Below are 21663 nucleotides of genomic sequence, written 5' to 3'. Positions count from 1 at the left end.
ATCCCCGCCTGCGCGGGAATGACGGTGGCAGGTTTGGTGTTATCTCGGTGTTCTGGCGCTACTGGCTCGACTGCGCGGCGCGCACGGCATCGGCATCGAAGCGCACGGTCCAGCTTGCGTCGCGCTTTTCGCGGAAGGCCGCAACGCCTTCCGCGCCCTCGCTGCGCATGCATTGCGCGAACAGGCGCGAGGCTTCGTCCAGCAACGGCCCCGCCGGCTCCTGGCCGCAGCGGCTGACCAGCGTCTTGAACACACGATTGGCATTGGGGCCGCAGCGGCCGATGCGCGTCAGCCATTCGGCGACCAGCGCGTCCAGCGCGGCGCTGTCGGCGGCCAGCTGGTCGACCAGCCCGATCGCCACCGCCGCCTCTCCGCTGATGCGCTCGCCGGTCAGGCCCAGGCGGCGCGTGGCGCCCGCGCCGATGCGCTGCACCACGAACGGCGCGATCTGCGCGGCAATGATGCCGAGCGTGGTTTCCGACAGCGCGAAGCGCGCGTCGCGCGTGGCCAGCACGATGTCGGCGGCGCACGCCAGGCCCATGCCGCCACCCATCGCAGCGCCATCCACGGCGGCGATGACGGGCACCGGCAGCGCGCCCAGCCGCTGCATGAAATAGCCGAACTGCCGGTTGCGCATGGCGACCGGGTCTTCCCGGCTGGCATCGGCATCCAGCCGCGCCTGGAAGTTGCCGACATTGCCGCCGGCACTGAAGATGCCGCCGCCGCCGCGCAGCACCAGGGCGCGTACCTCGGCGTCGGTCTCGGCCTGTTCCACCGCCGCCGCCAGCGCTGACACGACTTCAGGCGCCAGCGCATTGCGCGTGGCCGGGATATTGAGGGTGGCGAACAGCACGCCGCCGGCGCGGCGCACGATCACGGGTTCGGTTTGCGTTGGCTCGGTCATGGCGGTACCTGCCTGTCAGCCGCGCGACTCGCGCGACATCAGGCCCATCTGCTTGGCGATGACCTGCAGCATCACTTCGTCCGCGCCGCCGCCGATCGAGCCCAGCCGGAAGTCGCGGTACGCCCGCGACGCGTGGTTGTCCCACGTGTAGCCCATGCCGCCCTGGAACTGCATGCACCAGTCGGCCACCTCGCGCGACAGGCGCCCGGCCTTGAGCTTGGCCATCGACGCCAGCTCGACCACGTCGCCGCCGGCGATATAGGTCTGCGTGGCCAGGTAGACCAGCGCGCGCAGCGCCTCCATCTCGGTCTTCAGCTCGGCCAGCTTGAACTGGATGAACTGGTTGTCCAGCAGCGGCTTGCCAAAGGCGACGCGCTGGCGCAGGTACTCGGCGGTTTCCTCGATCAGCGCGGTGCAGGCAAGCCGGCGCGCCGCGCCGTTCAGCCGCTCTTCCTGGAACTGCTTCATCTGGTAGATAAAGCCCATGCCCTCCTCGCCGATGCGGTTGCGTACCGGCACGCGCACTTCGTCGAAGAAGATCTGCGCGGTGTCCGAGCACCACATGCCGAACTTCCTGATCTTCTGCACTTCCACGCCGCGCACGCGCTTGCCGTCTTCCCTGATCGGCACCACGATCAGCGATTTGTTCTTGTGCACGGGCCCGTCGGAGGTGTTGCACAGCAGGCAGATCCAGTCCGACTGGGTGCCGTTGGTGATCCACATCTTGGAACCGGAGATGACATAGTCGTCGCCGTCGCGCACGGCGCGCGTCTTCAGCGAAGCCACGTCGGAACCGGCGCCGGCTTCGGACACGCCGATCGAGCACACCATGTCGCCGGCGATGGCGGGCGCCAGGTAGTCGCGCTTCAGTTCATCGGAGCCGAACGCGGTCAGCGCCGGCGTGGCCATGTCGGTCTGCACGCCGACGCCCATGCCGACGCCTTGCGCGCGCGCATAGCCGAGCGCCTCGGCGGCCGCAACGGCGTAAGAGAAATCGAGCCCCATGCCGCCGTACTCCACCGGCTTGGTGATGCCGAGGAAGCCGAGATTGCCCATCTTCTTGAACAGCTCGTGCGCCGGAAACACCTCGGCAGCTTCCCATTCGTCGACAAAGGGATCGATCTCGGCCGAGACGAAGCGGCGGATGCTGTCCATGATATTGCGGTGGTCTTCGGTGTAAAGCATGCTGGTCTCCTGGATCTCGTTGCGTTCTGGTTTGTCTGGGTGGCGGCGGCGCTCAGAAGCGCCCGACGCCGAACTGGATCGCATGCGGCTGGCGCAGCGCCGCCTCGCGCGCGGTGGCCAGCACGAAGGCCAGCACCGCACGCGTGTCGCGCGGATCGATCACGCCGTCGTCCAGCAGCAGCCCGCTGGTGACGAAGGCGCTCGCCTGCCGCTCGAAATTGGCGACGATCTCGGCGGTCTGGCCGGCCAGCTGCGCCTCGTCGACCGCCCTGCCCTTGCGCGCCGCCTGCTGGCGCGCCACGGTCTCCAGCGTCATGGCGGCCTGCTCGCCGCCCATCACCGCGGTGCGCGCGTTCGGCCACGAGAAGCAGAAGCGCGGCTTGAAGCCCCGCCCGCACATGCCGAAGTTGCCCGCGCCGAACGAGGCGCCACAGTACAGCGTAATCTGCGGCACCCTGGAGTTGGACAGCGCCTGGATCATCTTGGAGCCGTGCTTGATCATGCCGGCCTCCTCCGACGCGCGCCCGACGATAAAGCCGGTGGTGTTCTGCAGAAACACGATCGGCGTGCCGGACTGATTGCACAGCTGGATGAACTGCGCCGCCTTGGTGGCGCCGGCCGGGTCGATCGGGCCGTTGTTGGTGATAAAGCCCACGGTATTACCCTCGATGCGGGCATGGCCGCACACCGTGCCGGGGCCATAATCGGGCTTGAATGGCAGCCACGCCGAATCGTCGACGATGCGCGCGATCACCTCGCGCATATCGACCGGGCGCTTCATGTCGAGCGTCATGACGCCGTCCAGTTCCGACGGCTCCAGCCGTGGCGGGCGCGCGGGCTGTGCTGGCTGGGGCTCCACACGGGGCCAGTCCAGGCTGGCAACGATGTCGCGCGCGGTGGCGAGGGCGTGCTCGTCGTCTTCAGCAAGGTATTCGGCCAGGCCGGTGGCGGTGGCATGCAGGTCGGCGCCGCCCAGTTCCTCGTCGGTGGCGATCTCGCCGGTGGCGGCCTTCAGCAGCGGCGGGCCGGCCAGGAAGGCGCGGGCGCGGTTGCGCACCATCACCACGTAGTCGGACAGGCCGGGCATGTAGGCACCGCCTGCCGTGGACGAGCCGTGCACGACCGTGATCACCGGCAGCCCGGCCGCCGACAGCCGCGCCAGGTTGTAGAAGATCGCGCCGCCGCGCACGAACTTGTCGACGCGGTACTTGCGCAGGTTGGCACCGGCCGACTGCACCAGGTGGATGAAAGGCAGCCGGTTTTCCAGCGCGATTTCCTGGCAGCGCACCAGCTTCATGTTGCCGGCCTCGGTCATGGCGCCGGCATCGATGCCGGAATCGGTGGCAAGCACCATGCAGCGCACCCCGCACACGAAGCCGATGCCGGCCACCAGCGAGCCGCCGGGCACCGAGGTCTCGGGGTCCGGATCATCCATGCAGAAGCCCGCCAGCGTGGAAAGCGGCAGGAACGGTGCGCCCGGGTCGAGCAGGCGGCCGACGCGCTCGCGCGGCAGCAGCGCGCCTCTTTTTGCAAAGGCGGGCCGCGAGCGCTCGGACGCGGCCACGGCGCGCTGCTCCAGGCCGTGCAGGCGGTCGATCAGTGCCTGCATGCCGGCGCGCTGGCCGGCGAAGGCGTCGGAGGACGGGTCAATGCGGGATTCGATGGGGATCATGGCGCGTGCCTGTGGTTCCGTGATGGATGGATTGCAAACCACGGCGCCCCGCACGACAACCGCAATCGCTCAGATTGTGCATAATGTGCACAATCTGCCGAACCAGCGCGGCGCCGCCGGCGCATCCAGCCATGCCATCCAAATCCCCTGCCCCCGGCGGCGTCCAGAGCCTGGCGCGCGCCTTCACCCTGCTGCAGTTGCTGGCCGAACACCATGACACCGGGCTGGCGCTGCCCGACCTTGCCGCCATGGCCGGCATCGACCGCACCACCGCCCACCGCATGGCGCGCTTCCTGGAAGCCGGCGCGTATATCGAGCGCGAATCGGCCGGCAAGCGCTATCACCTCGGTACCGCGGCGATGGCGCTCGGGCTGCGCGCGATGAACCGGCCGCCGCCCAACAGCGCCCTCGTCAGCAAGATGAAGGCACTGGCGCGGCTGACCGGCGACGCGGTCTTCCTGATCGTGCGCATCGGCGACCATGGGCATTGCCTGCATACCGAGGAAGGCAGCCACCGCATCAAGACCTTCCACATGCTGACCGGCACCTCGCGCCTGCTGGGCCAGGGCACCGGCAGCATGGCGCTGCTGGCCAAGATGGACAACGATGCGGTCCGTGCGCACTACGAACGGCACCGCGCCGAATACGAGGCGGGCGGCCTGAGCCTGCTCAAACTGATGCGCGGCGTCGAGCGCAGCCGCAAGCAGGGCTACGCGCTGGCCGGCGCGGAAGGCGTGGCGGGCGTGGGCTACGCCCTGCCGCTGGCGATGGGCGCGGATGCGGCCATCAGCATCGTCTCGACGGCGTCGCGGATGTCCGCCGCGCGCCGGCATGAAATGGGCGGGATCATGGTGGCGATGTTCGCCCGGCAAGGATGAAGCGGCGCGTACGCGCGCGCCCTCCGCTGCGCAAGGCCTGCGGGCATCAGCGGCTGTCGACGTCCAGTACCGCCTGCGCAAACGCTACCGGCGCTTCCTGCGGCGGATTGTGGCCAATCCCGCCGCTCAGCTGGCGGTGCTCGTAGCGCCCGGTGAACTTGCTCGCATACGAACTGGGCTTCGGATGCGGCGCGCCGTTGGCATCGCCCTCGATGGTGATGGTGGGCACGCCGATGGCAGGTGCCGTGGCCAGCCGCTGCTCGATCGCGTCGAACCGGGCCTCGCCGGCGGCCAGGCCCTGGCGCCAGCGGTAATTGTGGATGGTGATGGCGACGTGGTCGGGGTTGTCGAGCGCCGCAGCGCTGCGCGCGAAGGTGGCGTCATCGAAGTCCCACTTCGGCGAGGCCAGTTTCCAGATCAGTTTGGCAAACTGGTGGGTGTATTGCTGGTAGCCAGCCTGTCCGCGATCGGTGGCGAAATAGAACTGGTACCACCACTGCAACTCGGCTTCCGGGGCCAGCGGCTGCCGGCCGGCGGCCTGGCTGCCGATCAGGTAGCCGCTGACCGACACCAATGCCCGCACCCGCTCGGGCCACAGCGCCGCCATGATGTCGGCGGTACGCGCGCCCCAGTCGAAGCCCGCCACCACGGCGTTCCGGATCTTGAGCGCATCCATCAGCGCGAGCATGTCGGCGGCGATCGCCGAAGGCTGGCCGTTGCGCAGGGTGTCGGCCGACAGGAAGGTGGTCGAGCCATAGCCGCGCAGGTAAGGCACGATCACCCGATAGCCGCGCGCCGCCAGCAGCGGTGCCACGTCCGCGAAACTGTGGATGTCATAGGGCCAGCCGTGCAGCAGCAGGGCCACCGGCCCGTCGGCCGGGCCGGCCTCGGCGTAGCCGACGTTGAGCACGCCGGCGTCGACCTGCCGGATCGAAGCAAAGCGCGTATGCGTGCCCGGCGCGATGGCGGGCAAGGCGCCGGCGCCCGACACGCCGGCCTGTGCGCGCGCCGCGCGCGGCAGGCCTAGCGAACCGGCCGCCAGCGTCACCGCGGCAGCACCCAGAAAGCCCCGACGGGGCAGGTTGATGGCGTTCGACATGTTGTTCTCCTGTATGCGTGGTGTGAGTCCGGACGCAAGTCTAGGAGGCCGACGCAAGCGGCATGTGTCTGAAACCGGGGCCTTGTGTATCGCCGTGTATCCGGACCGGCAACCTCCTATACGGCGATACAAAAAGGCGATGCCCAACGGGCACTATCCAACGGCGATACAAAGGGCCGGCCGCTCCGGGCAGCGCTACGCGTAGCTCTCGAACGTCCCCGTCACGACGGGTTCGCTCCAGCCAAGGCCCGGGCGGATGCGATGCCCCAGATCGTGCCCGGCGACCTCGACAGGCGGCACCGCATACCGCTGCGGCTGGCGCTCCGGCCGGACCGGTGCCTGCTGCGCCTCCAGTTCGAGACAGTGCTTGAAGTCGCTCGCTGCCAGGCGCGCGCCGATGAACTTGCCGAACGCATCGAGCTGGACTTGCGAGGTCATGCCGGCGCTGCCGCCGATGGCCGGACAGATAATCCACGTCGTTTCGCCGCGGGTGAACAGGTGCAGCCGCCTGGCCTGGTCCGCCGGCCGCAGCGCGTGCTCTTCGCCCGCGATGCCCTCCAGCGAGAACGCTTCGACGTATTCGTCGGTATGGCGGTGGCTCAGGCAGATGACTACCTTCGGCCGCCAGCGCTCGCAGGTCCTGCCGATGAAGCGGAAGCGTTCGCCCTGCCGGCACAAGGTGACATAGCGCTTCTGCGGAATCAGTTCCGGCTGGCCGCGGAATGCCTTGGACCACGTGGTTCTGCCGTCGACATGGGCGGGCAGCGGAAACAGGCTCAGCCTGAATTCTGCGCCCGCCGGCGAGTACAGATGGCTCCAGTAGTAATGTTCCCAGTCGTTGTCGCCGAGCCGCACCCCAAGCGCCTCGGCCCGCGCGGCCGCCATGATGCGCGCCACGCACTGGTGGCCGAACCACCTGGCCATGTCTTGTCGATGTTGTTGGCGATACACGGCGTCCCAGGCCGGTGGTGCCAGCTGCGGATTAAGCGGCGCGACGATAGGCTCCGACCACGCCGGGCTTCGGTCGCATATCCAGACCGCAGCCCTTGGATTGCCCCCCTCCATTCCGACGTAGGAGGCAAAATACCGGTCCAGTTCCTGGCGCGTGAACATCCGTGAATGCTGCATTTTATCCCTTGCTGCTTAGTGGGACCCCCAATATTTAATGCCGCAACATGCCGCCGCCGCAACGGGCGTACGTACTGCTGTGGTCATAAGCAAATCTTCTTTTCGGCAGGAAAATAGACGGACGCGCAATGCCCCTCCCCCGAGCGGCATGCTTCCATCGGTTTTTTTATAATGTCTTGAACTGCCTGCTGGCGTGATGGGAACAGGCATGTCCCGGCACGCGGCCGCCCTGGCAGGCGCTCCGGTCGCGGGAATTTCGGGCGCCACTGCTGGCGCCGACAAGACGCATTGCGTCCGGGCTCAATTAAACAGGCCGAAGCATATTCATTATTTTACTTCCCCCAGAAAATACAAAAAATTACAAATGTTTCAAACCTGGCAATGGCGTCGCGCGCCACGCAAACCAGGACGCTGCTCAGCGAACGCACCATGCCGGTGCCAGTTCGACTGATATAGGCTCTATGGCCCTTTCTCGATTGAGATGATTTTATCCAATGACCCTGGATATAGGAATTTCAATCTTCTAAGGTCTGAAATAAGCGATCTGCTGCGGCGCAATATATTCAGGGTGCGATTTTCCATCCCCTCGACGGAGGGGATAAAAAACAGCTGACGGATTAACGGAACCGGGCGGTGCCGCCCGGGTGCGGGTCAGAATCCGGAAAAGCGGATGCCGATCGAGCCGTAGCCGTAGTAGCGGTCCAGCTTGCCGGCAGTGGTCGCGTTGTAGAGGAACGGGATGGTGCCGACGAAGTTGTACAGCGAGGCCTGGCCGCGCAGGAACACCTCCACGTTCTTGGCCACCCCGTATGACAGTTCAAGCCCCAGCGTATGGTTGGACTTGATCGGCGCGTTGCCGTAGGTCTCGGCGCGGCTGTCGACATTGCTGCGCAGCAGGTACTGGAACTGGTAGCCCAGGCGCGCGGCGAAGCGGTCGTATTTCCAGCGCCAGGATGCGCCCAGGTTCAGGTAGCCGGCGGTGTAGTTGAAATCGTCGTTGAAATCCAGCCCGAACTGGCTGGCGTTGACGGAAAACGAGGCCGACTGCAGGGTGACGTTGCCCACGTTGCAGGGCGCCGCCAGCTGGCCGTTGGCGAGATTGTCCGAGCCGATGGCAACATTGAAATTGCAGTTGCCGCGCTGCAGCCTGGTATTGAGGCTGCCGACCGTGACGCGGCTGATGCCGAGCCCGACAAAGCCGGTGAGCTGGTTGCGCTCGCTCAGCTCGCCGGAGAAGATCACGTCGGCCTGGGCCTGGACGTCATTGGCGTTGTTCACGGTGAGGCTGTTGAACGTCGTGTTGCGCACCATCACCGGCGACGAGCGGTTCAGGCTGCCGGCGTGGTCGCCCCATAGCGAGAAACGCAGCATGATGCGATCGCGCGCGCCGGCCTCGGCGAGCGGGTCGTAGTGCATCGCCACCATCCAGGTATCGATGTGGTTGCGGTCCTGCCCGTAGTCGATGCCGCGGCGCCAGTAGGTGGCCGATCCCGACCAGTGGGGCGAGAACTTGTAGCCCAGCATCAGCTTGCCGCCGCGGTAGTCGCCCGCGTTGTCCGACACCGGGCCCTGGCGCCCGCGCAGGTTGAACACATCGACGCTGCGGTTGACCATGTCGTAGCTGGCCTCCACCCGCACCGAGCTGAACTCGCCGGTGGCGGGCTCGGCTTGCATGAACACATCGTCCGGGGCGGCGCTGGCCGTACCGACGGCACACAGCCCCAGCATCAGGGCGCAGGCCTGGTCCAGCCGGCGCTTTCGAAGCAGCTGCATAGGAAACTCCGAGGCCACTGGGCGAGCCTCATGCGCGGGGCGTTCCACGGACGCGCCCGACGCAGACACAACATGACCCGGTCATCATCGGCGCGCGGCAGGCTACACCCGCCACGGGCCCGGATGACCGGGGGCCTGGCCTTCCCCGTGCGGGCGGAAGGCCTTTGCTGCGGCGCTATGCGCCGGTCACGGGTTGAGCGTGACCGTGGTCTTGAGGCCGTCGCCGACCACCATCTCGGCATCGGTCTTGACCAGCGCCGTCTTGGCGAAGGCGACGTCGTTGTTGACCTGCATGCCCACGCGCACGTCCCGGCCGGGGCGGCCGGTGGTGGTGGCGAAGGTCACCGGGAAGGTGCTGGTCGCCTTGGGGGTGAGCGCATCGACCTGCGCCTGGCTGAGCGCGCCGGAGGAGCGCAGCTTGCCCAGGAAGGCGGTGAACGGCAGGTTGAGCGAGCCGCCGTTGGCGCTCGAGAACAGGCTGTCGGCGGCGGCGTTGGTCAGGCTTGCCGCGACCGACAGGTTGCCGCTGACACGGAACGAATACGCGGTGTTGGCCGGCACCACCGCATCGACCAGTTGCGAGCCGTTGAAGGTCAGCGTGACGTTCTCGATGATGACATCGACCTGGTTGCCGTTATAGGTGTAGCTCAGACCCGCGCGCACCTGCGTCGGCCCGCCGTTGAAGGCATCGCCGTTCTGCGCCACGCCGACCTGGATCGCATCGAGCGAGCCGCCGGTGGCCGTGATGGTGTCGGTGATCGGCTGGGTCACACCGTTGATGGTCAGGTTCGACAGCACCAGCGAGTTTTTCAGCCGGACCGCGTCGGCGACGCTGTTGATGGCGCCGGCGTCGACCACGCCGCCGAGGTTCGCGGCGACCTGCTGGATCTGTGCGGCACTGCCGCTCGAGACGGCGTCGCCGAGTTGCGCCAGCCCCGCCGCGTTCGCCGCATTGGCCAGTGCGCCCGCCGTGACCGCCTGCACCAGCGCCGTGGTCGTGGCGGTCTGGGCACTCTGCGTGACGATGTTGATCGAACCGCCCTCGATCAGGGCCGACAACGTTTCGGTGGGGCTGCTGCTGACGTCGATCGCTTCCAGCGCGGTGCTGACGCTATCCACTTCGCTGGCGATCACCGGCGCGGCCAGTGCGGCCACATTGGTGGCCACGGCGCCGATGTTCGCCTGCAGGCTGGCGGGCAGGCCCGCTTGCGCGTTCTGCACGGCGCTGGACACCACGCCCGCCACCAGCGCACCGCTGGTCAGATCCGCCGTGCCCGGCGTGCTTGTCACCGCGGTGGCGACTGCCTTCGACGCGGCCGCGGCCGAATCCGCCGGCGTCAGCGTGCCGCCCGCGCCGAGGCCGGTCAGCGTCTTGGAGACGTGGTCGACCAGTTGCTGCACCACCACTGCAGCGCGTAGCGCGGCTGCATCCTGCATCGGGTCAAGCGTGGCCAGGTCCTTGCCTGCCAGGCCGAGCCCGGTCGCCAGCGGCGCGACCTGGCCTGCGCCCAGCTGCACCGCCAGCGTGGTCAGCGGCGACACCACCTGGGTCACGCCCTCCCGGTAATCGATCGCCGGGGCCTGCAGCACGCCGGCGAACGGCAGGTTGGTGCCGACGTCGGTGCCGCCGGTCAGCTTCAGCGCGCTCTTGGTGCAGCCTGCCGGGAAGGTGAAGTCGCCGGTGGCATTGGTGACCGCGGTCTTGTTCTCGCAATCGAGGAAGGTCACGGTCGAGCCCGACAGGTAGAAGTCCACTGCCTTGCCGCTTACCGTGGCAGAGGGCTGGGACGGCTGGGAAGGCGCTGGCGAATCGTCGCCGCCGCCGCAAGCCACGAGCGTTGCCGCCGCGCCTGCCATGATGCCAAGCATGAAGATGTTCCGGGTTTTAGTTTGCACGCTGCTCTCCTGAGATCAATACATCGCTACGACGAAACATGGTGAGGGCGTCCATGACGCTCGCTGGCGAGGGTTCATGGCTGGCTCACCGGCTCCTGCGCCATGCCGATGACGTGTCCGGAGAAATCGTCCGGGCGCAGCCAGCGCGACAGGTACTGCCCCATCGCGTCGAGCAGCACGTCGGACATCATTCCCCCGGCTCCGGCCAGCGGCGGACAGATCAGCCACGTGGTGCCGTCGCGTTCCAGCACGCGCAGCGTCTTGGGCTGGTCGGCGGGCTGCAGCACGTGGTCGGTGGCATGCGCCTGCGCCAGGCCGAAGGCCTGCGCGAAGTCGTCGGCATGGCGCTCGCCCAGGCATATCACCACCTTCGGCTTCCACAACCGGCGAATTCCGTCGATAAAGGCAAAGCGGCGGCCCTCGCGGCACAGGTCGAGATAGCGCTGCCGCGGAAACAGCTCCGGCTGGCCGCGAAACGCCTTCGACCACGGGATCTCTTCGGTCACCCGCGCCGGCAGCGGAAACAGGCTGAGCTTGAACTCGGCGCCCTGCGGGCCGTACAGGTGATGGTCGAAGTAATGCTTCCAGTCCTGCTCGCCCATGGTGGTCCTGAACACCTTGGCGCGCGCCGCGGCCATGATGCGCGCGATCTTCTGGTGCGACTGCCAGCGCTCCATGTGGTGCCGGTACTTGTAGCGGTAGGCGGTATCCCAGGCCGTGGGCCGCGCATGCGGAACCAGCGGGCCCGCCAGAGGCGCCACGCCAGGATGCGGAGAGCTGTCGCAGAACCAGACCGCAGCGCCTGGATTGCCGCCTTCCATCCCTACGTACGACGCGAAATATGAATCCAGCTGTTCGCGCGTGAAGACCGTCAGTGGCTCTGTGTTCTTTCTCATTCCTCTGCCGCGGTGGAGTGAAGGATGCCCGGACGCTGCACCGCATCCGCCGTGCCGGTGCCTCGCACCAGGGCGGCGGTTCCGGACCTGCTCGTCATCGCTTTTTATTCTCACCCCCGCAGCGAGGGGTGCGCTGCCCTGTCGTTTCCCTCCTTGCGCGGGGTAACGCGCAAGCGCGAATGGCGGCATTTTCGCGCGCGAAAAAACGCGCGCAAGTCGATCACATCCGCCACGAATTGCGCTGCAGGCACCGGCGCGAGGCCGCTTCACACGCGTCCGGAGTTTCCCTTCCGATGAAGGGTACCGACGCTTTTGGCCGCATCGCACTATTCGCTCCTGAAAACACGGAGCACGCCGGGGCCTTCAGCGCACCGGCAGAACGAGAGCGTTGCAGTTGCATGGACGGCCCTCACCGATGCGGCCCGTGGCAGGTCATGCGCTGACCGCCGCCACACCATGGAACCGCTGCCGCAAGGCAGCCCCGCACGACTCTGCTTGATCACGCCATGAGCATGCACAGACAGATGCATGCCATGCGACGAGCCTGGCCGCCACTTCGCGCGGACCGGGAGTTCGGAGGAGACAACAAGGGCGTGGGCACTCGCATGAGCGCCCATTACTCAACGCTTCTGGGAGAAGCAATTGGGTATCTATCGCGATATGTTTGCCAGGCACCACGATCAGCTCGCGCTGATGGCTCGCCTGCTCGACGCCGGCGCCATCTGGGTGGCGGCAATCCTGGCCAGTGAAGTGCGGTTCGACACCGCGCAGGCGCCAATCCACCAGTTCATCCAGTACTTTGCCTGTGCCATTGCCTTCATCGTGCTGCCAGGCTTCGACGTGTACACGTCGTGGCGCGGACGCAGCCTGTTCTCGCTCGCCGCGCGGCTGCTGTCGGCGTGGAGCCTGGTCTGGCTGGTGAGCCTGCTGCTGACCTACCTGCTGCACCAGACCGACTCGCTGTCGCGCCTGTGGATGGTGTACTGGTACCTGTTCGCGCTGGCAGGGCTGGTGGCGCTGCGCGTGGTCAGCCGGGCCGTGCTCAACCTGCTGCGCGTGGCCGGTGCCAACAACAAGCGCGTCGTCATCGTCGGCTTCGGCCGCACCGGCCAGGAGATGTACCGCCGCGCCACCGCCAGCCACACCACCGGCTACAAGATCAGCGGCATCTATGCCGCCCAAGGCGAGCCCACGCCGGAAGGACGCCGCCGCATCTACGACAGCGCCGACATCGCCGCGTTCGCGCGCGAGCACGGCATTGCCGAGATCTGGCTGACGCTGCCGATGAGCGAGCACCGGCTGATGCAGGAGATCGCCTTCTCGCTGCGCAATGACTTCATCGACATCAAGTGGATGCCGAGCGTGCTCGACTTCGACCTGCTCAACCACAACGTCGGCAACTTCCTCGGCATGCCCGCGGTGGAGATGAACAAGCCCCCTTCGCTGGGAGTGCGCGGCACCATCAAGGCCATCTTCGACCGCACCTTCGCCGCGCTCGTGCTGGTGGCGCTGTCACCGCTGTTCCTGCTGATCGCGGTGCTGATCAAGCGCGACTCGCCCGGGCCGGTGTTCTTCAAGCAGGAACGACTCGGCCTGGACGGACGCGTCATCCATGTCTACAAGTTCCGCAGCATGAAGGTGCATGCCGAGCACGGCGTCGTCACGCAGGCCACCAAGGGCGACACCCGCATCACGCCGATCGGCGCCTTCCTGCGCCGCACCAGCCTCGACGAGCTGCCGCAGTTCATCAACGTGCTGAAGGGCGAGATGAGCGTGGTGGGCCCGCGTCCGCACGCGATGGCACACAACAACATGTACAAGGAGCAGCTCGACTTCTACATGCTGCGCCACCGCGTCAAACCGGGCATCACCGGGTGGGCGCAGATCAACGGCTATCGCGGCGAGACCGACACCCTGGACAAGATGGCCAAGCGGGTCGAGCACGACATCTTCTACATCCGCAACTGGTCGTTCTGGCTCGACCTGCGCATCATTTTCTGGACCGCCTTCCGCGGCTGGATGGGCAGCAACGCCTACTGAGCCACGTCAGCTATCCCGCATCCATTACGCCATCGCATCCGCAAGCCAATGATCAAAGTCCTGCACGTGACCGAGTGCCTGGGAGGTGTCGAGACCTACCTGCACCTGCTGGCCTCCCATATCAACGACGAGCACATCAGCTTCCACTTCGCGCTGCCGAAGCAATGCTCGGTGTCGGCGGTTGCCGATGCGCGCAATTTCGGCGTCAGCTACCTGCCGATTCCGCGCAAGCTCGATCCGCTCAACGACCTGAAGGCGGCACTGAACCTGCGCGCGCTGGTGAAGCGCGTGGCGCCGCAGATCGTCCACCTGCACAGTTCCAAGGCGGGACTGGTGGGACGGCTGGCCTGCATCGGCCTGAACGTGCGCGTGGTCTACACCCCGCATGCCTACTATTACCTGGGCCTGCGCGGCATCAAGCGGCGCGTGTTCCTGATGGCGGAGCGCTTCCTGCACCGGCTGACCGATGCGGTGCTGGCGACCTCGCCGTCGGAGCGCGACCGCGCCATCCACGAGGTGGGCCTGCCGCGCGAGCGCGCACATTCCATCCTGAATGCCGTCGAGCCGCGCTCCGTGCCGGTGGAACGGCAGCTTGGCGCCGGCGTCAAGCGCGTGATCATGGTGGCGCGGATCAGCCCGCAGAAGAACATCCCCATGTTCCTGGACGTGGCCAGGCTGTTCCAGGGCCGTGCCGACCTCGAGTTCATGCTGGTCGGCTACGGCCACTACGAGAACGACCGCGCCACGCTCGATGCCATGCTGCAGGAACGCGGTCTGGTCGAGGGCAAGGACATCACCGCGATCGCGTGGATGAGCCGCGCCGAGCTGCTGGAACTGCTGGCACATGCCGCGGTGGTGGTGCTGACCTCGCACTACGAGAGCTTCGGCTACGTGCTGGCGGAAGCCAATGCGCTGGCAATCCCGGTGGTTGGCACCGACGTCGACGGCATCAAGGACATCATCGTCGATGGCAGCAACGGCTTTATCGTGCCGGTGGACGACGCCCCGTCCATGGCCAGTTCGATCGAAGCCATCGTCGGCGACGCCACGCTGTGGCAGACCATGTCCGAGCAAGCGGTGACGCGCGCCAAGTCCGAGTTCAACATCGTGACCCAGGCGAGAAAGTTCGAGTCGTTCTACTCGCGCGCGTTGCTCGCCTAGCACCGCGCCGACGGGGTTGGTCAGGGCGGCGCATTGCCGCCCGGCCAGCTGGCCAGCAGCATCTCCGCGTCGGCAAGCACGGTGCCGTCCTGCAGCGCCGCGCACGGGCGCGCGCCTGCGGCAGTGCCCAGCGCCCTCACCTTGCAGCCGTCCGACCCCGCCTGCGCCAGCGCCTCGAGCAACAGCGCCCGGCCTTGCGGCCCCCAATAGATGCGATGCACCGCGCCGTCCTTGCGCAGCGACAGCACGAAGCTGTCCTGGCGCTGGCGCCATTGCGCATCCTTCGCCCCGGACAACAGGGCCAGCAGGTCGCGCAGCATGGCGATGACCGGCTTCTCCGAGCCATCGTTCCTGAGCAGACCGAAGTTCGCCTCGCGGTCCCATCTTGCCTGGCCGCGGTCGCGCCACGCGTAGATGCCGAGCATGGGCGCTTGCGCCATGACGCCGGCGAGCACCTGCCTGGCAATCAGCGTCGCCTGCGTGGCTTCGCTGCGCACCGGCAGGTACGAGGCATAGCCCCATTCGCTGACGATCAGCTGCGCGCCCGGACGCGGCGAATTGCGGATGCGGCCGCCCAGCTGGCGATAGTCGCGCAGCAGGGTTTCGGGCGTGGCGCGGTACGGATGGACGCTGAGCCCCTTGATGCAGCCCAGGCGCGGATCGGTCAGCAGGCGCGACAAGGACTGTTCCGCCACGGGATTTGCCGCCCCGGGCATGCGCGCCAGGCCGAACAGGTAAACGGCGGGGGGCGGCGCCGTGCCGGCCTGCGCCAGCGCCTCGCAGATCTTTCCGGCGGTCGAGATCAGCCGGGAAACGGGTACCGACGGATGCAGGAAGGTCTTGTTGTCGGGCTCGTTCCAGATCTCGTACGACAGGTCCGGCCCCGCGTTGCGCTGCATGAACTGGCTGGCGAACGCGGCGAACCTGGCCTCGCTGGCATCGCTGCCACCCTCCTCGCCCTGGTCGCCCCAGATATACCGCCCGCCATACAGCGTAACCAGCATCTGCAGGCCGGCCTGGCGTGCCTGCGCAATGACCTGCGCGTAGCGCTGCGGCGCCAGGTGTCCGCGCACCACCTCGGGCCGCACGCCAAAACGCACATGGGAAAAGCCCAGGCGCCTGATCTCGGCGAAGTCGCGGGCCGACACCGTGGCCGGATCGATCTGCACGGCAAAGGCCGGCATCGACGCAATCCGGCCCGAGGCCTGGCCGTTCTCGGCATGGGCCCGCCGGGCGGTCCACCAGCCCGAGACCGCGATCAGCGCAGCCAGCGCCAGCGCGCGCGTCTGCGCCCCGCGGCGCGACGATGCGGCACTACGCGGCGACATGCCTGCGCAGTACGCCCATGGCGAGCGCACCGGTCTGGAACAGCGCGATGACGAGGAACGACACCAGCATGACCTGCGCCGCCACAAGGTAGTCGAGCTGCGGATAACGCCACGCCCCAAGCGTGACGCCCGCCAGCAGGCCGATGCCCGCGGCAAGGAAGATCGCGCGCGCCATGCCGAACGACTTCAGCAAGGTGCGCAGGCACATCACCACCGCAAACACGATCGGAAACAGCGAAAAGAAGCGCACGTCAAGATCTCCATAGGCCGCGCCGAACAGCATGACCACCAGCTGGTCGCCAAACAGCAGCAGCAACACGCTCAGCGCGCCGGACAGCACCACGCCGCCCAGCACGAAGCCGGCCGCGTTCCTGGCCAGCGTCCGCGTGTCGTCCTGCCGGAATGACGCCGCGAATCTCGGCATCAGGTGGTAGCCCAGCGCCATCAGGACATACTGGGCCGGCAGCAGCACTGTCAGCAGGATGCGGAACTTGGCCGAGTCGGCAAAGTGTCCCAGCGAGCCTAGCAGCACCACCAGGCCCGGCCCGACCAGCCAGCTCATCAGTTGCGCACTGGCCGAGCTGGCCCCGAACCCCAGCCACTGGCGCGGCGACTCCGGGCGGCCCGGGACCACCTCGATGCGGCCGCGACGGCGCAGCGTGGCGGCAGCCACCAGCGTCGGCAACAGGATCGCGGCTGCGAGCATCAGCATCGCCGCCGGCGCCGGCTGCGTGCCGGAGGCCAGGCCGATCATGGCGACGCCGCCGCCGATCAGCGTGTGGCAGACCAGCAGCCCGGCATAGCCGCGTGCTTTCGCGCCCACGGTCCTGAGCACCCAGTACGCGGTGTAGCTGGCGAACAGCACCGCCGCCGCCGCACAGGCCGACGTACTCAGGCCATGCCCGTAGAGATAGAGAATGGACCCGGCCGCGACCGGAAACACCGTCAGCACCGCGACCTCGGCCGAGAAGCGCACGCGCAGCTTGATCCCCTCGATCAGCGCCGGCTCGTGCAGGAACGAAACATAGAAGATGTTGATGAACACCACCAGCGACAGCACCACCGCCACCAGCCCATAGCCCGCGACGTCCATCGAGCGGGCCAGCGCCACGTTGATGCCGAACTGCACCGCCGTATACGCGGCCTGCTCGAACACCGCGCCCAGCGCCGGCAGCATGCGGCGCATCATGGCGCCCCCTCGAGCGAAGGCGCCGCCCGGAGCGGCGCCGGCGCGGCCGGCACGGCCAGCTTCTGGTCGAACAGCAGCGCCAGCCCCTGCCTGATGTCGCGGCCCAGCCGGGCCGAGCGCTTGAACTGCGCCGCCCCCAGCGAGCGCGCGCAGGCCAGCCGTTCCATCACGTCGTCGGCGCCGGCGCTCTGCCGCATCGCGAAATCGCCGCGTCCGCTCAGCTTGAAGAACGACGCGACCTTGGTGTCCCAGACGATGCCGACGGAAGGCACGCCGAAGCTGAAGGCGATGATGTTGGCGTGCATGCGGTGCCCGACCATGCTGTGGCAGCCCGCGATGATCGATGCCAGCTCCGCTGGCGACTTCGGCAGCATGTAATCCACGCCGTTCGCGACCTCCGCCCCCAGCCGGCTCCTGACCGTGGCCGCGGCGAGATTGTCTTCCTCCGCGCCATTGGTGAACAGCACCACGCGCTGCCCGCCCTGGCGCAGCTTTTGTACCAGTTCCACAAACATGCCCAGCCCCGCGCCCTGCTCCGATACCGCGACCAGGTCGGCGTTGTAGTGCAGCGATTCGACGTCCGAGACACAGATCCCCACGTCCCAGCGCTTCTCCAGCCCGTGCTCCGCATACAGCGACGAACTCAGGATGGCGGGATCGGGAATGATGGCGACGTCGCAAGGCTCGCCCGCGCCAAGGCCGACGATATTGCGGCGCGAGCTTTCATCCCGCACCGAGACGAATTGCGGCGCCGCCAGCGCGAAGAAGCGCGACACCAGGTAGCGCCCCAGGCGCGACCAGCCGGCGGCCACGCCCACCGACACCAGCGCCACCTTGGCGTTGTTGCCGAGGCAGCGGGCCAGCAGGTAGAGCTTGAGCGGGAAGTTCAGGTCCACGTCGCACAGCAGCTGGCCGCCGCCGACCACTACCATATCGGCATCGGCCAGTTGCTGCTGCCAGCGGGTGCGCCACTGCCGCCGGTACTTCAGCCAGATGGCAGCGGTCAGCACCGGCACCCGGGCCCAGCCCGGCAGCCGCGAGAAGATCCGCATCAGGCGGCCCTTCTTCAGCGAATTTTCCCCCAGCCGGGTACGCCCGGCGATATCCAGGTAGCTGACCCGGCAATCCGGCACGGCCTGGCGGATCAGGTGGCCCAGCGTTTCGGCGATCACCGCATCGCCGAGGTTGTCACTGTATGGCACCGCGCATATGACGACGTGCTTCATCTTGTTTGGCCGGCAAGGCAGTTAGCAAAGGGATGAGGAACAGGCTGACCGAGGTGAGATGGCGAACATAGCTGCCCAGGTCAGGCTCGAAGATAAACTGCACCAGGATATGCGCCACCACCAGCGTGGCAAACCAGCGGCGCTTGCGCCCGACTTCGGTCACCGCCGGCGTGCCGGACAAGCCGCGCAGCGCCACGCGCAGGATCGCCGCATGCATCAGCATCATGGCCAGGTCGACCGGCGCGCGGAAGCTGATCACCGGCAACACGAACATGACCGCCGCGTACAGGTAGTTGACGATGAAATTGACACCGGATGTGGGCGGATACAGGTTCCAGATCATGGTGCGGTTGTCGCTGCCGATGCTCAGCGCATAGTTGTTCGAGATGTCCCGCGGCGACTGCAGGATATACAGGATCTCGGACGGTGCCACCAGGATCGCGCCCACCACGCAGGCCAGCACGATGGCCTTCCATGCCGGGCTCAGCCGCGCCGTTGCGCGGATGCCGAGCGCCAGCACCAGGATCATCGCGTAGTAATTGCGGATAAAGAGCGCGTAGCAACCGTACAGCACCATGGTCATGACCACCAGCGCGCGGAACGACACACCGCGCGACATTCCGCCCATGACCAGCACGATCGACATCGCGATCACCACGGTTTCCTTGCCCGGCGACAGCAGGTTCAGCAGCATGCAGGGCAGCACGAACAGCCAGCGCGTGGCGAGGTCACGCAGGCTCGCCACCCGGCTCGACGCCAGCGCAAGATAGGCCACGCCGACCGTGGCGGTGACGACATTCACATACTCCGCGCCGAACACCGAGAACACCTTGGCGGTGGCGGCGAACGAATCGTCAAGGTCGGTCGAGCCGCTGACCAGGAATTCCAGCATCTTGTTGGAATCGGTGACCCATTTTTCCGGCAGCGCGTCGCGGCCGAAGAAATAGATCACCAGGTAGAGCAGGCTCAGCACCAGGCTCGCCACCGTGGCCAGCCCGCGCTCGGCCAGCACCCAGTCGCGGTCCAGTCGCGCGGCTTGCATGGCTTACGCCTTCTCGCTTTGCGAGTAACCGTAGTAGGCATAGCGATAGCGCCCGTACTTGGAGCCATAGCCGTAGCGGAAGGCGTTGGGGTCGAGGCCGTTGAAGATCACACCCTTCACGCTTACGTTGACCTGCGCCAGCTGCTTGGCGCATTCCGAGATCTCGCCGATCGAGCTCTTGCCGAAGCGCGTCACCAGGAACACCGTGCCGCAACGCTCGGCCAGGATCGCGGCATCGGCGACGGCCAGCACCGGCGGCGTGTCGACCATCAGCATGTCGTAGCGCGCGCTGAGCTCCTCGAGCAGCCTGCCCATGCGTTCCTTCAGCATCAGCTCGGCGGGGTTCGGCGGGATCGTCCCCGTGCCGATGAAGTCCAGTCCCTGCACCACGTCGCGGTGGATCACGTCTTCCAGCGCCAGCTTGCCGGCCAGCACGTCGGACAAACCCGGCTCGCGATCCTTGCCGAAATACTGGTTCAGGTAGCCCTTGCGCATGTCGGCGTCGACCAGCAGCACGCGCTTGCCGCCCGACGCCATCAACGCGGCCAGGTTGACCGAGACGAAGGACTTGCCCACGCCGGCGGTGGCACCGGTCAGGAGCACGCGGTTGTTGGGCGCATCCAGCATGGCGAACTGCAGCGACGTGCGCAGGCTGCGCAGGCTTTCCACCGAGGGCTCGTTGGGGAAGCGGTCGGCCAGCAGGTAGTGGCCGCGCTTGCGCGCCTGGATGTCCTTGCTGATGGTGAGCTGGTGTTCGGACTGGGGCACGGTCGCATAGACGTTGAGCCCGGTGTGTTCCTCGATGTCCTTGGGGTCGGTGATGCCGCCGTACAGGGCATTGCGGACAAAGGCCACTACGGCCCCGGCCAGCACGCCAAGCACCGCCGCCAGCACGATCACCAGCGCCTTCTTCGGCTTGACCGGCTCCTCGGGCACCGGCGAGGTGTCGACCAGGCGCACGCTGCCGACCTTGCCCGCCTTCACCAGCTTGAGCTGCTGCATATTGTTCAGCATGCCGACATAGAGGTCATTGTTGACCTGCACGTCGCGCATCAGGCGCACGGTATCCTGCTCCAGGTTCGGCAGGGTCTTGACCCGGCCGGCGACCGCCCCCGCCTTGGCGGCAAGCGCGGCAATCTGCTTGTCGACCGCCTGCATCGACGGATGGCCCGGCGCAAAGCGCGTCACCAGCTCGGCGCGCTTCTGCTTGAGTTCAAGCAGCGAGGTTTCGGCGGTCACGCTCTCCTGCAGGAAGGCCTTGCCCTCCTCGCTGAGGTTGAAGGTGCCGCGATCGTTACGCATGGCGTTGTACTTCACTTCCGCGCGCTCGAGCTCGCCCTTCAGCTGCGGCAGCAGGTTGTTGAGGAACAGCAGCGATTTTTCCGCTTCCGCGGCCTTGCGGTTGATGTTCTGCGCTACATACTCGTCGCCGATTTCGTTCAGGATCGCCGCCGTCAGCCTGGCGTCATTGCCTTCCAGCGAAGCCCCGATCACGCCGCTCTGCTTGCCCTTCTCCGCGATGTTCAACTGCTGCTGCAGTTGCTCCAGCGTCTTCAGCCGCGACTGGCGCACCAGGTTGAAGGCAATGCCGGGCTTGGCCTTCAGCGCCGTCACCAGCAGCCGGATCTCGCCGACCGCATGGCTGACCTCGACCGCTTCGCCGACGCGGCCGACGATGGGCTGGTCCAGGCTGCTCTGCTCGAGCCGGTAGCGGCCATCGCCCAGGCTCACCAGCACGAAGTTCTCGCCCTGCAGCGCCTCGGGCACGTCGAAGGTCGGCACCTCGATCGATTCGCCGCCCCAGGCATAGCCGCCCATGCCGAACAGGCCGGGTTCGGACAGGCCCTTCGACTGGCTGGCGATCCAGGGCCCCACCAGCGGAAAATACCTGGGCTTGGCATCGATATAGAGCCGCAGGTTGTCGACCGCCTTGCCGACCACCATGCGCGAGCGCAGGATCTCGATTTCCGCGGTCGCCTGCGTCTTGACGTCGAACAGCGACGAGACATCACCCAGCAGGCCGTTGGGACTGTTCTGGCTGTCCTCGACCTGCACCAGGATGTTGGCCTCGTACACCGGGCGCGCCAGGAACGCGTAGGCAACGCCTAGCATCAGGACGGCAAAGGCAATCGCCGCGATCAGCCAGCGGTTTGCCACCAGCACGTCCAGGTAGCGGACAACGGCAATCTCGTCCGACTGGGCCGGCGCCGCGACGGGAACATAAGTGGACTGGTTCATGGCAGGCA

The 21663-nt window shown here is 67.0% G+C and carries 16 protein-coding genes; 3 read left to right on the top strand and 13 right to left on the bottom strand.

Going from position 1 to position 21663, the window contains the following annotated elements; translation table 11 throughout:
* Window positions 1–58: 58 nt before the first annotated feature.
* The 3 genes from MKD50_RS08425 to MKD50_RS08415 are packed head-to-tail and all read right to left on the bottom strand — an operon-like array spanning window position 59 to window position 3761.
* Window positions 59–904: an enoyl-CoA hydratase/isomerase family protein gene (locus MKD50_RS08425; RefSeq protein ID WP_252666851.1), complete on the bottom strand. Its 846-nt coding sequence runs from the start codon at window positions 902–904 to the stop codon at window positions 59–61.
* Window positions 905–919: 15 nt separating this feature from the next.
* A complete protein-coding gene (locus tag MKD50_RS08420) occupies window positions 920–2089 on the bottom strand; it encodes an acyl-CoA dehydrogenase family protein (protein ID WP_252666850.1) in 1170 nt (389 codons plus the stop codon).
* Window positions 2090–2141: 52 nt separating this feature from the next.
* A complete protein-coding gene (locus tag MKD50_RS08415) occupies window positions 2142–3761 on the bottom strand; it encodes an acyl-CoA carboxylase subunit beta (protein WP_252666849.1) in 1620 nt (539 codons plus the stop codon).
* A gap of 131 nt (window positions 3762–3892) precedes the next feature.
* On the opposite strand from MKD50_RS08415, the gene MKD50_RS08410 reads away from it, so the two are divergent.
* Entirely contained in the window at window positions 3893–4639 is a 747-nt protein-coding gene (locus tag MKD50_RS08410; protein WP_252666848.1) for an IclR family transcriptional regulator, read from the top strand.
* Between the two features lie 46 nt (window positions 4640–4685).
* Here MKD50_RS08410 and MKD50_RS08405 read toward each other — a convergent pair whose 3' ends face one another.
* The 5 genes from MKD50_RS08405 to MKD50_RS08385 form a co-directional block, all read right to left on the bottom strand.
* Window positions 4686–5738, bottom strand: a complete 1053-nt coding sequence (locus tag MKD50_RS08405; RefSeq protein ID WP_115703250.1) for an alpha/beta fold hydrolase — start codon at window positions 5736–5738, stop codon at window positions 4686–4688.
* Window positions 5739–5933: 195 nt separating this feature from the next.
* Entirely contained in the window at window positions 5934–6851 is a 918-nt protein-coding gene (locus MKD50_RS08400; protein WP_240987550.1) for a transcriptional regulator, read from the bottom strand.
* A 666-nt stretch (window positions 6852–7517) separates the two neighbouring features.
* Window positions 7518–8639 carry a hypothetical protein gene (locus MKD50_RS08395; protein ID WP_115703254.1) on the bottom strand — a complete coding sequence of 374 codons (1122 nt, stop codon included), beginning with the start codon at window positions 8637–8639 and terminating at the stop codon, window positions 7518–7520.
* Window positions 8640–8825: 186 nt separating this feature from the next.
* Window positions 8826–10535 (bottom strand): hypothetical protein, encoded by a 1710-nt coding sequence (locus tag MKD50_RS08390; RefSeq protein ID WP_252666847.1) that lies wholly within the window; start codon window positions 10533–10535, stop codon window positions 8826–8828.
* Between the two features lie 74 nt (window positions 10536–10609).
* A complete protein-coding gene (locus tag MKD50_RS08385; protein ID WP_252666846.1) occupies window positions 10610–11431 on the bottom strand; it encodes a transcriptional regulator in 822 nt (273 codons plus the stop codon).
* 660 nt (window positions 11432–12091) lie between these two features.
* Between MKD50_RS08385 and MKD50_RS08380 the strand changes: the two genes are divergently transcribed.
* Window positions 12092–13471: an undecaprenyl-phosphate glucose phosphotransferase gene (locus MKD50_RS08380; protein WP_115703574.1), complete on the top strand. Its 1380-nt coding sequence runs from the start codon at window positions 12092–12094 to the stop codon at window positions 13469–13471.
* A 48-nt stretch (window positions 13472–13519) separates the two neighbouring features.
* Complete coding sequence (locus MKD50_RS08375; protein ID WP_252666845.1) at window positions 13520–14632, top strand: glycosyltransferase; 1113 nt, start codon at window positions 13520–13522, stop codon at window positions 14630–14632.
* A 20-nt stretch (window positions 14633–14652) separates the two neighbouring features.
* Here MKD50_RS08375 and MKD50_RS08370 read toward each other — a convergent pair whose 3' ends face one another.
* Genes MKD50_RS08370 through MKD50_RS08350 form a run of 5 tightly spaced genes read right to left on the bottom strand, consistent with a single transcriptional unit; the run spans window position 14653 to window position 21655 of the window.
* Complete coding sequence (locus MKD50_RS08370; RefSeq protein WP_252666844.1) at window positions 14653–15960, bottom strand: glycoside hydrolase family protein; 1308 nt, start codon at window positions 15958–15960, stop codon at window positions 14653–14655.
* Window positions 15947–17149 carry a lipopolysaccharide biosynthesis protein gene (locus tag MKD50_RS08365; protein ID WP_115703263.1) on the bottom strand — a complete coding sequence of 401 codons (1203 nt, stop codon included), beginning with the start codon at window positions 17147–17149 and terminating at the stop codon, window positions 15947–15949. Before MKD50_RS08365 ends, MKD50_RS08370 begins: the two co-directional genes overlap by 14 nt.
* Window positions 17146–18375: a polysaccharide pyruvyl transferase family protein gene (locus tag MKD50_RS08360; RefSeq protein ID WP_115703265.1), complete on the bottom strand. Its 1230-nt coding sequence runs from the start codon at window positions 18373–18375 to the stop codon at window positions 17146–17148. The genes MKD50_RS08365 and MKD50_RS08360 overlap by 4 nt, the downstream gene beginning before the upstream one ends.
* Window positions 18338–19417, bottom strand: a complete 1080-nt coding sequence (locus tag MKD50_RS08355) for a hypothetical protein (protein ID WP_252666843.1) — start codon at window positions 19415–19417, stop codon at window positions 18338–18340. The genes MKD50_RS08360 and MKD50_RS08355 overlap by 38 nt, the downstream gene beginning before the upstream one ends.
* 3 nt (window positions 19418–19420) lie before the next feature.
* The gene (locus MKD50_RS08350) at window positions 19421–21655 is read right to left on the bottom strand and encodes a polysaccharide biosynthesis tyrosine autokinase (RefSeq protein WP_115703269.1); all 2235 of its coding nucleotides are present in this window, start codon (window positions 21653–21655) and stop codon (window positions 19421–19423) included.
* Window positions 21656–21663: the final 8 nt, after the last annotated feature.

This window comes from Cupriavidus mimosae (assembly GCF_023952485.1).
Taxonomy (GTDB): Bacteria; Pseudomonadota; Gammaproteobacteria; order Burkholderiales; family Burkholderiaceae; genus Cupriavidus; species Cupriavidus taiwanensis_C.
This window is presented reverse-complemented; position numbering and strand designations above follow the sequence as displayed.